The sequence below is a fragment of the Methylobacterium sp. CB376 genome, assembly GCF_029714205.1.
Lineage (GTDB): Bacteria > Pseudomonadota > Alphaproteobacteria > Rhizobiales > Beijerinckiaceae > Methylobacterium.
The window spans coordinates 2,529,483-2,542,499 of the sequence record NZ_CP121648.1 but is presented as its reverse complement, the minus strand read 5'-3'; the positions used below and the strand labels follow the sequence as shown (position 1 = coordinate 2,542,499).

Below are 13,017 nucleotides of genomic sequence, written 5' to 3'. Positions count from 1 at the left end.
GCGCAGCCGCCTCAGGCCAGGGCGTGAGATAGTCTGACTCCCGTGAACTGCCAGCGCTGGTGCGGATAGAAGAAGTTCCGGTAGGTCGCCCGGCTGTGGCCCGCCGGCGTCGCCACCGAGGCCCCGCGCAGCACGAATTGGTTGACCATGAACTTGCCGTTGTACTCGCCGAGCGCGCCCGGCACCGGCCGGTAGCCCGGATAGGCGGAATAGCTGCTGCGGGTCCACTGCCAGACGTGCCCGAAGGCGCCGTCGAGTCCCTCCCGCGAGGCCGCCTCCCACTCGGCCTCGCTCGGCAGGTCGCGGCCCTTCCAGCGGGCGAAGGCGTCCGCCTCGTAGTAGCTCACATGCGTGACCGGCAGGGCCGGGTCGACCGGCCTCAACCCCGCCAGGGTCATGCTCGACCAGACCCCGTCCGCGCAGCGCCGCCAGTAGCCGGGCGCCTCCCAGCCCTCGGCCTGCGCCGCGGCGAAGCCGTCCGACAGCCACAGATCCGGCCGCGCGTAGCCGCCATCCTGCATGAAGTCGAGCCACTCGCCGTTGGTGACCAGGGCCCGGTCGAGGGCGACCGGGCGCAGCAGCACGTCGTGGCGGGGATGCTCGTTGTCGAAGCTGAAGCCCGCGCCCTGGTGGCCGATCGCCGCGACGCCGCCATCGAGGCGCAGCACGCCCTCGGCCGGCGCCGGGGCGGGGAAGCGCCAGGCCGGATCGTAGGCCGGGAGGAGCGGGTTCTGCGCGAAGGCGTGCAGGATGTCGGTGAGCATCAATTCCTGGTGCTGCTGCTCGTGGAACAGGCCGATCTCCAGGATCGCGATCACCTGCGGCAGGGCCGCCTCCGGCGCCGCCTCGAGCAGGGCGCGGACGGCGCGGTCGACATGGGCGCGGTAGGCCTCGACCTCGCTGCAGGTCGGGCGGGTGACCAGGCCGCGGCTGATCCGCGGCGCCCGCGGGCCGGCCGCCACGTAATAGGAATTGAACAGGTACAGGAAGCGCTCGTCGAAGATCCGGTATCCGGGGGCATGGTCCTTCAGCAGGAACTGCTCGAAGAACCAGGTCGTGTGGGCCCGGTGCCACTTGGTCGGGCTGGCGTCCGGCATCGACTGGATCTGCTGGTCCTCGGGCGAGAGCGGCGCGGCGCGGGCCTCGGTCTCGTCCCGGACGTGCCGGAAGGCGGCGATCCAGGCGGCGCGGTCGATCGGGCGGGCGGTGAGAGCGGGCGGCGGGAAGGCGGGACGCGTCTGCGGGGCCGGCGCGGTCGCGGTGGCTGCCATCTCGGAATTCCCCTGGGCGTAGACCTCTGGTCCAGCGACAACGCCCCGGCAGGGAATTCGTTTCTCTGCCACGCTTGGTGACGCCGGCCCGGCGCGCGGCCCCGCGCCGCCGGAGCGACGGGCGCTCCCGCCGGCTCAGGCCCGCCGCACGTCGCGCAGGAAGCCGGCCACCTCGGCGCTCAGGCGCTCCGCTTGCCGGGACAGGCCTCCGGCCGAGGCGAGCACGTGGCCCGCCGCCGCGCCGGTCCGCGCCGCGGCCTCGCGCACCGTCTCCATGCTGCGGGTGACCCCGCCGGTGCCCTGCGCCGCCTCCGCGACGCTGAGGGCCACGTCCTGCGTCACGGCGCCCTGCTCCTCGACGGCGGCGGCCACCGCGGCCGCGATGTCGCGCATCTCCGACACCGTGCGCTGGACCTCCCCGATCGACGTCACCGCCTCGCGGGTTCCCGCCTGAACGGAGGCGACCTGCTGGGCGATGGTCTCGGTGGCCTTGGCGGTCTGCTCGGCGAGCTGCTTGACCTCGGCGGCGACGACCGCGAAGCCGCGGCCCGATTCGCCGGCCCGCGCCGCCTCGATCGTCGCGTTGAGCGCCAGGAGATTGGTCTGGCTCGCGATCGAGGAGATGAGCCCGGTCACCTCCCCGACGGTCTCGGCGCGGCGGGCGAGGCCCTGCACGATGCCGTCCGTGCGGCCCGCCGCCTCGGCGGCCCGTCCGGCCATCTGCGCGGCGTGGCCGATCCGCCCGGAGATCTCCCGGATCGAGGCGGTCATCTCCTCGCTCGCCGCCGCCACCGCCCCGACATGGGAGGCGGTCCGCGCGGCGGAATCCGCCGCCGCCTCGACGCTCGCGCTCGCCTGGGTGGCGGTCCCGGTCAGCGACCGGGCGGTGGCCTCCATCTCGGCGGCGGCCCCCGCGAGGGACTGGCTCAGGGTGGCGACCTCGGCCTCGAAGCTCCGCGTCGCCGCCTCGAGGCTCTGCGCCCGGCGCATCCGCGCCGCCGTCTCGGCGGCGGAGGCCGTCTCGGCCGCCCGCTTGGCCCGCAGCGCCTCCCGGAAGACCGCGACCGCCCGGGCGAGCGCGCCCACCTCGTCGGGCCGCTCGGCTCCGGCGATGGCGACGTCGAGGTCGCCGCCCGCGAGGCGGGTCGTGGTGGCGGTGATCGCGGCGAGCGGGCGCGTGACGCCGTGGAGCAGCACGAAGACCGCGTAGGCCAGCGCGAGCCCGGCGAGCGCCAGCACGCCGATCAGGGCCGCGAAGGACCACGCCGCGGCCTGCGCGGCGCGGGCGTGCTCGCGCCGCACCGCGGCGGTCTCGTGGGCGAGCAGCGGCGCGATCACCTGCTGCATCTCCTCCGACAGGGCCAGCACCTTGCGCACCGCGCCCTGGCCGTCGACGGCGCCGTCGCGGAGCGCCGCGAAGGTCGCGCGCAGGGCGCCGCGATGGGCCTCGATCCGCTCCGCGACGCGGTCGGACAGCGCCCGCTCGCCCGGGTCGGAGAGGTCGCGGGGGACATCGCGCCACGTCGCGTCGATCTGCGCCTGGATCGCCGCGCTCCTCTGCTCGGCCACCGAGGCGGGCTGGGTGGCGTCGCGGATCTGGCGCGCCAGCCCGAGGAGATCGTCGTAGCGGTTGCGGATCTCCTCGCAGCGCGCCAGGGCCGCGACGCGCCCGTTGGCCACCGCGTCGAGGCTCGCGCGCAGGAGCGACAGGGCGATGTTGCCCTGCGCGCTCGCCAGGAGCACGAGGACGCTCAGCAGCGCCAGGGTCGAGGCGAGGCGAGCCTTGATGGTGCGGAAACGAGTCATGATGTCGAGAGCCCGGTCGGCCCGCGGCGCGGCCCCACATCCCTGGCCCGCACCGCGGCAGTATGGCGAGAGTGGCGCCATCCTCGTCGACAGATTTGAAGAAATTACTCCCATTCCTCTGAGGAAGACGGCGGCACGCGAGGCCCGACGCTGCGTCGCGCGGCGGGAGACGGCGAGGGTGTGGTGACGCCTCCGCGGCGGCGCCCGGCGCGGGCCGCGCGGCGCGGAGGCCCGATGCCGGCCGCCGCCGCTGCAATCTCGTCCCAATCCTCCGCCAAGCCTGCCCCGCGCCCCCGCCGCGTCGGGCCGGGCGGCGCGGTGACCAAGTCTGCGGTGACCAAGTCTTAAGAGCCGGACGACAGAGTCCGGAAACGCACCCCGCCCCAACGAGTTGACGCGCATGCGGATCGATCTTCTGGCCGGGACCGGCGCCGCCCCGCTCGCGCCCGGGCCGCGGGCGCCCGCGGTGCTGGTGTTCGATTCGGGCCTCGGCGGCCTCACGGTCCTGTCGGAGCTCCGGCGGGCGCGGCCGGACGCCCGGATCGTCTACGCCGCCGACGACGCGGCCTTCCCGTACGGCGACCTGTCGGAGGAGATGCTCGTCGCCCGCGTGGTCGCCGTCATGGAGCGGCTCGTCGCCGCTCACGCGCCCGACCTCGTCGTGGTCGCCTGCAACACCGCCACGACCCTCGTGCTCCCGGCCCTGCGCGCGCGCTTCGCCGTCCCGTTCGTCGGCACCGTGCCGGCGATCAAGCCGGCCGCCGCCGCCACGCGCACGGGCCGGATCAGCGTCCTGGCCACGCCCGGCACGGTCCGGCGCGACTACACCCGCGAGTTGATCGACGCCTATGCGGGGACCTGCGCGGTGACGCTGGTCGGGGCGACCCGGCTCGCGGCGCTCGCGGAGGCCGACCTCGCCGGGTGCCCGGTCGACGACGACGTGCTGCGCGAGGAGATCGCTCCCTGCTTCGTCGGTGAGGGATCGGCGCGCACCGACGTGGTGGTGCTCGGCTGCACCCATTACCCGCTGCTCCTCGCCCGCTTCGAGCGGCTGGCGCCCTGGCCGGTGACCTGGATCGACCCCGCCCCGGCCGTCGCCCGGCGCATGGCCGCGCTGCTCGGGCCCGCGCCGCGGGGAACCGACCCTGAGGCGACGCCCGGGCTCGCGGTGTTCACCGGCGGCGAGGGCCTGACCGCCCCTCTGCGCGCGGCCCTCGCCGCCCGCGGGCTCGGGAAGGTCGCCGTGACGGCGATGCCCAGCCCGCGGCAATGAGGCGGCGCCGGACCGTGCTCCTCCTCGTCGCCGCCGCGACGCTCCTCGTCGCGGCGCTGCCGCCCGGCCTCGTCGCGGTGCAGCGGCGGATGATCTACCCGGGCGCCTCCTTCACCTACGACGCCCTGCCCGCTCCGCCGGAGGGCACCGCCGCGATCCGGGTGCCGACTGCGGACGGCGAGATCCTGCGCGCCCTCTGGCGCCCGCCCGCCCCGGGCTGCGGCGTGGTCGTGACGTTCCACGGCAACGCCTCGCTCCCGGAGCGTCACGCCGCCCGCTTCGCGGCCGGTCCGTGGCGGGCGCGGGGCTGGGGCCTGCTCGCCCTGGCCTATCGGGGCTATGCGGGCTCGACCGGCCGCCCGAGCGAGCGCGGCCTGGTGGCGGACGGCCTCGCGGCCCTCGCCGAGGCGGCGCGGCGCGCGCCCGGGGCACCCGTCCTGCTGCACGGCCACTCGCTCGGCACGGCGGTCGCGGTGGCGGTGGCCGCCACGCGCCCGCATCTCGGGCTCTACCTGGAGGCGCCGTTCGACTCGATGCTCTCGATGGCGCGGCTGTTCTTTCCCGCTCTGCCGGCCTTCGTGCTGCGCGACACCTGGCGCTCGGACGCGCGCATCGGCGCGGTGGCGGGCCCGATCCTGATCGTGCACGGCGACGCCGACCCGCTGATTCCCCTCGCCCTCGCCGAGCGCCTCGCGCGGGCGGCGCCCCCCGGCACGCGCTTCCTCCCGGTGCCGGGCGACCACGTCAGCCTGCTCGGACAGCGGGACGCGGAGGCCGAGGCGCTGTTCCGGGCCGCGATCCCCGCGGGATGCGTCGCCGGCTGATCAACCCTTGACCTTCGCGCCGTTCCCGCGTAACAGCGCCCGGCTTGCGGGGTCCTTCGGGGCCCCGCGGCTGTTTCAGCGCACCCGTGAACGGTCGTCCGGCCGGTCTGTCGTCCCGCCAGGGAAGAGGAGGGCGCGTTCCTCGCCAATCGTTCGTTCCCTGAGGACACGCGATGTCAAAACGTATCCAGGCCAAGCACAAGCTCGATCGCCGCTTGGGCCAGAACATCTGGGGCCGCCCCAAGAGCCCCGTCAACCGGCGCGAATACGGCCCCGGCCAGCACGGACAGCGCCGCAAGGGCAAGCTCTCCGACTTCGGCACGCAGCTGCGCGCGAAGCAGAAGCTGAAGGGCTACTACGCCAACATCACCGAGAAGCAGTTCCGCCGCTACTACGCGGAGGCGATCCGCCTGCGCGGCGACTCGGGCGAGAACCTCGTCGGCCTGCTGGAGCGCCGCCTCGACGCGGTCGTGTACCGGTCGAAATTCGTGGCGACCCCCTTCGCGGCCCGCCAGTTCGTGAACCACGGCCACATCCGGGTGAACGGCCAGCGCGTCAACATCCCGAGCTACCTCGTGAAGCCGGGCGACGTGATCGAGGTGAAGGAATCCTCCAAGCAGCTGGAGATCGTGGTCGTGGCCTCGCAGCTCGCCGAGCGCGACGTGCCGGACTACATCGAGGCGGATCACGGCAAGATGACCGCGCGCTTCACCCGCGTGCCGACCCTCTCCGAGGTGCCCTACCCGGTGCACATGGAGCCGAACCAGGTCATCGAGTTCTACTCGCGCTGATCCGAGGCCGCGGGGTCTCGACGCGGGCGGGTGCCGAACGGCGCCCGCCCTTTTTCTTGGCCGTCTTCTCGGCCGTTTTCTTGGCCGTTTTCTTGGCGCGCTGCCTCGCGCGTCTCTTCCCGGGTTTCTTGGCGCGTCTCTTCGCACGATTTTCGGCGCGCCTCTTGGCAGGCGCGCCCTCAGCGCATCGCCGACAGGAGTGCTGCCTGCATCGATTGCGGCGCGGCGACGAGTTCGCCGTGGACCGGCTCGCGGCGATTGTAGGACGGCACGCGGCCGGCGAGATCCAGCATCGCCCCGCCCGCCTCGCGCAGGATCAGGTCCGCCCCGGCGAGGTCCCAGTCGCGGGCATCCGACGAGATCAGCCCGACATCGACCAGCCCCTCGGCCACCCGCGCCACCCGCAGCGCCAGCGAGGGGATGCGTCGCAGGCGAACCAGCGCGTCCGGCGTCCCGCCGAGGCCGAGCGCGCGCTCCAGGTGGTCCACCATCGGCTTGGGGCCGGCGACCCGGGCGCGGGCGAGGTCCGCCTGATCGGTGACCCGGATCGGCTCGCCGTTGCGCCGCGCCCCCTCCCCGGCCACGGCCTCGTAGAGGAGCCCGGTCACGGGCGCCGCCACCATGCCGAGCACCGGCTCGCCCTCCGCCAGGAGCGCGATCGCGATCGACCAGTCGGGATCCCCCGACAGGAAGGCCCGGGTGCCGTCGATCGGGTCGACGATCCAGACGAGGTCGTGCGCGAGCCGGACCGGGTCGTCGCGCGTCTCCTCCGAGAGCCACGCCGCCCGCGGGGCGAGTTCGCTCAGCCGGATCTTCAGGAACGTGTCCACCGCGACGTCCGCCTCGGTCACCGGCGAGCCGCCCGACTTGCTCCAGACGCGCGCGGTCGTGCGCTCGCCCGCGCGGAAGAAGGGCAGCGCCAGCAGCGCCGCCTCGCGCACGGTGGCGCGGACCTGGGGGAGGAGCGCGCGCGGGTCGAGGGGGGAGGCCATGGGGACGGGACCGTGCGAGTGGACCAGGGGGCAGCCCGCGCCGACCGGAACCCGCGGGAGGGCGGTGCAGAACGAGGGTCCCGTTTTAGGCGCCGTGCCGCCCCGCCACAAGGACGACCCATGGGTCAGCGCCAGGATCAATGCGAAATGATGCCGGACCGGGGAAGGAACTATTGAGCATCCGCGGCGGAGAGGCGGCGCGAACCATCGCTTAACGCTGCGCTTTAAGGCCTTCTGAGCGCCGACGAGGCAATCTGCCCTCAACAGCGGACGGTCCGTCAGAGACCGCCGCCTCACGCGGACAGGGCGTCGAGCAGAACCATGGCCACGAGATCGAACCGCACGAATCGCCAAGCCACCCCGCGCCGGCCCTTCGGCCCGCTGCCCACGATCCATCGCGGGCCGGTCCAGGCCGAGCCGTCCCCGCTCCCGATCGTCGGCCGGATGCCCGGCGCGGGCCGGGCGGCGAGCGTGGCGCTCTGCCTCGACGCCGAGGCGAGCGACGCGGCCGGGGAGGATCGCTTCGCCGTGATGCTGCTCGACCGGGACGGCGACCCGCTGATGCAGCTCGGCCTCTACGGCGACGCGGACGTCGTCGCGGTGTGGCGCCGCCTCGGGGCCGAGACCGGCCTGCCGCTCCTGGTGATCCAGGAGGACGGCGCGGTGACCGCGATGGGCGCGCAGATCGGCCGGGTCAAGCTCGGCGCGGTGCGCATCCGCCGCCGCCACGGGCTCCTCAACCACCGCCGGCCGCGCTTCCTGTGCCGCCGCAAGACCGGCAAGCTGCCCCTGCGCCCGGCCGTGTACCGGGAGGAGGCCCCCCTCACCGACCGGAGCGTCTGAGCCCGGCGGTCAGGCGAGCCCCTGCCAGAGCGCGTCGAGGGTGAGGCCGGCGAACAGGATCAGCCCGGCATCGCGGTTGGAGCGGAAGAGCCGCAGGGCCAGGGCCCCGTCGCGCGGATCGAGGCGGTGCACCTGCCAGGCGAGGTGGCCCGCGAACAGGACGAGGCCGAGGAAGCCGAGGGGACCCACCCCGCTCTGCGCCGCGGCAACGCCGATGCAGGCGACCGCGCCGGCGAAGCAGGCCGCCACCGCCGCCCGCACGTGGGTGCCGAAGAAGCGCGCCGAGGACTTGATGCCGGCGATCTCGTCGTCCTCGATGTCCTGGACCGCGTAGATCGTGTCGTAGCCGATGACCCAGGCGATCGCCCCGGCGTAGAGCCAGAGCGGCGCCGGATCGAGCCGCCCGACCAGCCCGGCCCAGCCCATCAGCGCGCCCCAGGCGAAGGCGAGCCCGAGGACCAGCTGGGGCACCGGCATCACCCGCTTCATGAACGGGTAGAAGGCGACCGGCACGAGCGAGACGAGCCCGACCCCGATCGCGAAGGCGTTGAACTGCAGCAGCACCGCGAGGCCGACGAGGGCTTGCGCCACCAGGAAGGCGAGGGCGTGCCGCACCCGCAGGCGCCCCGAGGGCAGCGGCCGCAGCCGCGTGCGCTCGACCCGCGCGTCGAGGTCACGGTCCGCGATGTCGTTGTAGGTCGAGCCTGCCCCCCGCATGGCGATCGCGCCGACGAGGAAGAGGGCGAGGTGCCAGAGATTCGGCCCCAACCGCCCGGTCGCGACGGCGGCGAGGGACGCCGACCACCAGCAGGGCAGGAGCAGGAGCCACCAGCCGATCGGGCGCTCGATGCGCGCGAGCCGCAGGTAGGGCCGCACCGAAGCGGGGGCGTGCCGGTCGACCCAGTGTCCGGTCACCGCGTCCGCGACCGGCCGGTCGGCGGCACCCGTGAGGCCGGGCGCCGGCTCCTCCGCCACCTGCGCCGGCCTCACAGGGCTCCCTGCGGCAGCTTGAAGCTGCCCGTCAGGCCGGGCCCGCCGAGGAGCCCGCCCCCAGAATTCTCGGCCTGGGCGCGGGCGCGCTTCTCCATCACCGCCTGCTGCTGGGCGGCGCCGCAGATCTTGCCGCGCAGGGCGCCGACCCGGGTGTGGTCGGCCTTGAAGCCCTCCGCGAAGGAATCCGGGATCGAGCACCAATCCTTGTTGGCGCTGATCCACTTCAGGCCCTCGTTGCCGTTCGCCTGGAGCCGCGTGAACAGCGAGCAGGCCTGGGCGGCGGTGAGCTTGTTCTTGCCCTTCGAGGCCGCGTTCACCCGCGCGACGATGTCCTTGCGCTCGGTGAGCGTCTTCTGGATCGCCCCGCAATCGACGCCCTGGGCGCGGGCCGCCCCGCCGAGCAGCACGACCCCGAACAAGCCGGCGGCGAGTGCCGCCACGGCGCGCTTCTCCATGCGAACCATCCCTCAACCCCCTCGCCGGCTCTATCACCACCGCCCGGGCAGCGCGAGACGCGACGACCAGGCCCGGCCCGGCCGTCCCCAAACAGTTCCTTGCCGCATGCGGCGGTTGCGGAGGTTCTGCACAGGATTGTGGCGTGATTCGAGCGCGCCGCCGCGTCCCTCCCCGAACGGGGGCGCGCGGCGGCGCCATTGACAGGCACGGCCCCGCTCGGCGACCAGGGCGCATGGCGGCCTATGATTTCAGCGCACCGCGCCTGTTCCTCGACGTGCCGATGGCCGAGGGGGTGGTCCACGGCCTCGACCGCGCCCAGGCGAATTACCTGCTCGGGGTCCTGCGCCGGGGCGAGGGGGACGGCGTGCTGGTGTTCAACGGGCGCGACGGGGAATGGTGGGCGGAGATCAGGCCGACCGGCCGCAAGGCGGGCGACCTCGTCCTGCGCCGCCGGACCCGGCCGCAGACGGAGCCCGGGGACCTGCACTACCTCTTCGCCCCCCTGAAGGCGGCGCGGCTCGACTACGTCGCCCAGAAGGCTGTGGAGATGGGCGCGAGCCTGATCCGCCCCGTGATCACGCGCCGCACCCAGGGCGACCGGATCAAGCTCGACCGCCTGCGCGCCAACGCCGTCGAGGCGGCGGAGCAATGCGGCATCCTGGCGATCCCGGAGATCGCCGAGGCGGCGCCGCTGACGGAAGCGCTCGCCGCCCTTGAGGCGGACCGCCTGCTGGTCTTCTGCGACGAGGACGCGCCGGTGCGCGACCCGGTCGCGGCGCTCCGGCAGGGCGTGGCCCGGCCCCCGGCGGGCGCCGGCCGGGGCGGGAACGTCCCGCTCCCGCTCGCCGTTGTGATCGGGCCGGAGGGGGGGTTCACGCCGGAGGAGCGCGCCCTCATCTTGGAACGTCCGACCACGATCCGCCTCTCGCTCGGCCCCAGGATCCTGCGCGCCGACACGGCCGCGGTCGCCGTGCTCGCCCTGGTCCAGGCCGTCCTGGGCGATGCGCGGGGCGAACCGCCGGCGCCCTGACGCCGCCACACACCCGACCGATGACACGCGCCGGCGGCCTCGCGGCCCCGCGCCCGGAGGAATCGCGCATGGCCGCAGATTTCGCGCTCTGCATCGAGGAAGACGTCTTTCTCAACGACGCGCAGAAGCGGGACGCCGCGCGCGCGCGGATGCGGGACTTCCTCGGCGTCTGCCGCCGGGACTTCCCGGCCGCGCGCCACGACCTGATCGAGCCCCGGCTGATCTGGTCGACACCGCCGGTCGCGGACCTCGCCGAGGCCCGCCGGGCGCTGGAGGCGCTGCGGGGCGGGATCGGGGCGCTCGCCGCCGCGCGCGGCCTCACCGTCATGGCGGCGGGCACCCACCCGATCGCCCTGTGGAGCCGGGTGCGCCCGCGCGACGCCGCCGCCCGCGACCGCGTGCAGCGCGACCTGCAGATGGTCGGCAGCCGCACCGTGGTCTGCGGCCTGTCGATCCGGGTCGGGCTGCCGGAGGGCGTGTCGCGCATCGACGTGATGAACCGGATCCAGCCCTTCCTGCCGCTGATCCTGGCGCTCTCGACCTCCTCGCCCTTCTGGCAGGCGCAGCGCACCGGGCTGATGGGCTACCGGCTCGCGGCCTCGCGCGAATTGCCCCGCAGCGGCCTGCCACCCTACTTCCGCGACGAGGACGACCACGCGCGCTACCTCGCGGCCCTGATGCGCGCCGGGGCGATCGCCGACCTCGCCCATGTCTGGTGGGTGATCCGGCCCGCCGGCGAGGCGCATGCCCTCGACCTGCGCATCGCCGACAGCTGCACGCGCCTCGACGACACCCTGGCGATCGCCGCCCTGACGCGCTGCCTCGTGCGGCGGCTCGCCCGGGACCCGTCGCTCCAGCGCGACCTCACCGGCGCCACCCACGCGATCACGGCGGAGAATTGCTGGCGGGCGCAGCGCTCCGGCATCCACGGCAGCCTGATGACGGAATCGGGCGAGGCCGAGCCCGTGCCGGCGCTGCTCTCCCGCACCCTCGCCCTCGTCGCCGAGGACGGGGCCGCCCTCGGCTGCACGGCCGAACTCGACCTCGCCCGCTGGATCGTCGCCCGCGGCACCAGCGCGGACCGCCAGCTCGCCCTGTTCACGGAGGCGCAGGGCCGCGGCCTGCCGGTCCGGGAGGCCCTGGCCTGCGTGGTGGACTGGCTCTCGGCCGAGACGATCGGCGCCAATCCGAGCTGGCATTGAGGCCCGCCGCCGGGCGCGGGCGCCCGCCCCGGGGCGGCTCCGGCGCGGCCCGTCATCGGCAATCCTGGTAGTCGGTTCGGCATCGAAGCCGGCGGAGGCGGCTATCGGCTGCCCGACGGCCACGCCGAGCCGATCGCCGGATCTCCGCCAACCCCCCGGCCAAGCCCTCGGCCAAGCCCTCGGCCAAGCGTCCGGCCAAGCCCCCGGCCATGAGCCGGGGACGGGGGATCGATCAACGGCCCGAGGCGTCGGCCTCCCGGGCCGTTGCGATCACACGTCGCAGCGCAGCCCCATCCCCTCCAGCCCCTCGGCCAGCAGGTCGCCCAGGTTGGGGATGCCGAGCAGGTAATTGGCCGGATCGGTGCCGGCCGCCTCGCGCTCGCGGGCGAGGCGCACCGCGTCCGGGAACTCCTCTGGCTCCATGTCGCCGCGCCCGACATAGAGCAGGGCCACCAGCTCGGCCCGTTCGTCGTCGTTGAGGCCCGCGATCACCTCGCGCAGCTCCTCCTCGGTGGCGTCGTCGGGATCCTCGATGAGCACGTCGCGGGCGCCATCGTCGATCGGGTTCGAGCCCGAATCCGCATCCGTCGGGCCTTCTTTCACGTCGAGGGCCCGCACCCGCAGGATGAATTCACAGACCTTCTCGACGGCGATGTCCATGCGTATCTCCTGCCACGCAGCGCCGCCGGCGCGGCGGCTGCCCCTTCAACCCGCGAGGCGCGGCCCGGGTCCCCGGGCGCGGCTTTCCTCATCGCGCGAGGTCACGATGCTCCTCTCCGCCGCCGCCGCGGCCCTGCGGCAGGTGCTCTCCCCATCCCTGCGGCGCATCCTGTGGCGGTCGCTCGGCCTGACGATCGGCCTGCTGGTGCTGGTCTGGTTCGGGCTCACCCGGCTGATCGACGCCTTCCTGATCGGGCATCCGATCTCGGCGCAGTACCCGATCGTCAACAGCTTCGCGTTCTTCCTGGCCGGGGCCGGGCTGTTCGTGGCGCTCGCCTACATCCTGCCGCCGGTCTCGATCCTGGTCGCCGGCTACTTCGTGGACGACGCCGCCGACATCGTCGAGCGCACCGACTTCCCGGACGAGGTGCCAGGCCAAGCCATGGCGCTGGGCCAGGCCCTGCTCTACGCCCTGCGCTTCGCGGGGCTGGCGCTCCTCGTCAACCTGGTCGCGCTGGCGCTGTTCTTCGTGCCCGGCGTGAACCTGATCGCCTTCTTCGGCGCGAACACCTACCTGCTGGGCCGGGAGTATTTCGAACTCGCCGCGGCGCGGTTCCGGCCGCTCGGCGAGGCGCAGGCCATGCGCCGCCACCACTCGGCGACGGTGCTGGCGGCCGGCGCGCTCCTCGCCGGCCTGATGGTGGTGCCGGTGCTGAACCTGCTCACCCCGCTCTTCGGCATCGCCCTCATGGTCCATGTCCACAAGGGGCTCAGCCGCGAGCGGCTGCTCGTGCCGCCGCAGGGCCGCCGGCAGATCCGCTGAGGCCCCGGCGCGAACCCCGCGGGGCGGGGCGCGGGCCCCGCCGAGCGGGCGCC

The 13,017-nt window shown here is 74.3% G+C and carries 13 protein-coding genes; 7 read left to right on the top strand and 6 right to left on the bottom strand.

Annotation, left to right across the window (positions count from 1 at the left end; genetic code table 11):
• Positions 1 to 11 precede the first annotated feature (11 nt).
• Together egtB and QA634_RS11410 are read right to left on the bottom strand one after the other, a co-directional pair.
• Complete coding sequence (gene egtB, locus QA634_RS11415) at positions 12 to 1,271, bottom strand: ergothioneine biosynthesis protein EgtB (protein WP_012332122.1); 1,260 nt, start codon at positions 1,269 to 1,271, stop codon at positions 12 to 14.
• 135 nt (positions 1,272 to 1,406) lie between these two features.
• Entirely contained in the window at positions 1,407 to 3,077 is a 1,671-nt protein-coding gene (locus tag QA634_RS11410; RefSeq protein WP_012332121.1) for a methyl-accepting chemotaxis protein, read from the bottom strand.
• A 400-nt stretch (positions 3,078 to 3,477) separates the two neighbouring features.
• Between QA634_RS11410 and murI the strand changes: the two genes are divergently transcribed.
• The 3 genes from murI to rpsD all read left to right on the top strand — a co-directional run bounded on the left by murI (position 3,478) and on the right by rpsD (position 5,965).
• Positions 3,478 to 4,350, top strand: a complete 873-nt coding sequence (murI, locus tag QA634_RS11405; protein ID WP_012332120.1) for a glutamate racemase — start codon at positions 3,478 to 3,480, stop codon at positions 4,348 to 4,350.
• A 14-nt stretch (positions 4,351 to 4,364) separates the two neighbouring features.
• Entirely contained in the window at positions 4,365 to 5,174 is an 810-nt protein-coding gene (locus QA634_RS11400) for an alpha/beta hydrolase (RefSeq protein WP_012332119.1), read from the top strand.
• A gap of 173 nt (positions 5,175 to 5,347) precedes the next feature.
• Positions 5,348 to 5,965 (top strand): 30S ribosomal protein S4, encoded by a 618-nt coding sequence (rpsD, locus tag QA634_RS11395; RefSeq protein ID WP_012332118.1) that lies wholly within the window; start codon positions 5,348 to 5,350, stop codon positions 5,963 to 5,965.
• Between the two features lie 179 nt (positions 5,966 to 6,144).
• Here the strand turns inward: rpsD and QA634_RS11390 are convergent, their stop codons facing one another.
• A complete protein-coding gene (locus QA634_RS11390) occupies positions 6,145 to 6,957 on the bottom strand; it encodes an inositol monophosphatase family protein (protein ID WP_012332117.1) in 813 nt (270 codons plus the stop codon).
• A 321-nt stretch (positions 6,958 to 7,278) separates the two neighbouring features.
• Here QA634_RS11390 and QA634_RS11385 point away from each other — a divergent pair, with 321 nt between their 5' ends.
• The gene (locus QA634_RS11385; protein WP_012332116.1) at positions 7,279 to 7,800 is read left to right on the top strand and encodes a DUF6101 family protein; all 522 of its coding nucleotides are present in this window, start codon (positions 7,279 to 7,281) and stop codon (positions 7,798 to 7,800) included.
• 9 nt (positions 7,801 to 7,809) lie between these two features.
• Here the strand turns inward: QA634_RS11385 and ubiA are convergent, their stop codons facing one another.
• Together ubiA and QA634_RS11375 are read right to left on the bottom strand one after the other, a co-directional pair.
• Positions 7,810 to 8,790 carry a 4-hydroxybenzoate octaprenyltransferase gene (gene ubiA, locus QA634_RS11380; RefSeq protein WP_012332115.1) on the bottom strand — a complete coding sequence of 327 codons (981 nt, stop codon included), beginning with the start codon at positions 8,788 to 8,790 and terminating at the stop codon, positions 7,810 to 7,812.
• Entirely contained in the window at positions 8,787 to 9,248 is a 462-nt protein-coding gene (locus QA634_RS11375; RefSeq protein ID WP_043701098.1) for a hypothetical protein, read from the bottom strand. The genes ubiA and QA634_RS11375 overlap by 4 nt, the downstream gene beginning before the upstream one ends.
• 233 nt (positions 9,249 to 9,481) lie before the next feature.
• Here QA634_RS11375 and QA634_RS11370 point away from each other — a divergent pair, with 233 nt between their 5' ends.
• Together QA634_RS11370 and QA634_RS11365 are read left to right on the top strand one after the other, a co-directional pair.
• A complete protein-coding gene (locus QA634_RS11370; protein ID WP_012332114.1) occupies positions 9,482 to 10,279 on the top strand; it encodes a 16S rRNA (uracil(1498)-N(3))-methyltransferase in 798 nt (265 codons plus the stop codon).
• A 68-nt stretch (positions 10,280 to 10,347) separates the two neighbouring features.
• Positions 10,348 to 11,481 carry a carboxylate-amine ligase gene (locus tag QA634_RS11365; protein WP_012332113.1) on the top strand — a complete coding sequence of 378 codons (1,134 nt, stop codon included), beginning with the start codon at positions 10,348 to 10,350 and terminating at the stop codon, positions 11,479 to 11,481.
• Positions 11,482 to 11,751: 270 nt separating this feature from the next.
• Here QA634_RS11365 and QA634_RS11360 read toward each other — a convergent pair whose 3' ends face one another.
• Positions 11,752 to 12,141 (bottom strand): DUF3775 domain-containing protein, encoded by a 390-nt coding sequence (locus QA634_RS11360; protein ID WP_012332112.1) that lies wholly within the window; start codon positions 12,139 to 12,141, stop codon positions 11,752 to 11,754.
• A gap of 106 nt (positions 12,142 to 12,247) precedes the next feature.
• Here QA634_RS11360 and QA634_RS11355 point away from each other — a divergent pair, with 106 nt between their 5' ends.
• Entirely contained in the window at positions 12,248 to 12,964 is a 717-nt protein-coding gene (locus QA634_RS11355) for a sulfate transporter family protein (RefSeq protein WP_012332111.1), read from the top strand.
• Positions 12,965 to 13,017: the final 53 nt, after the last annotated feature.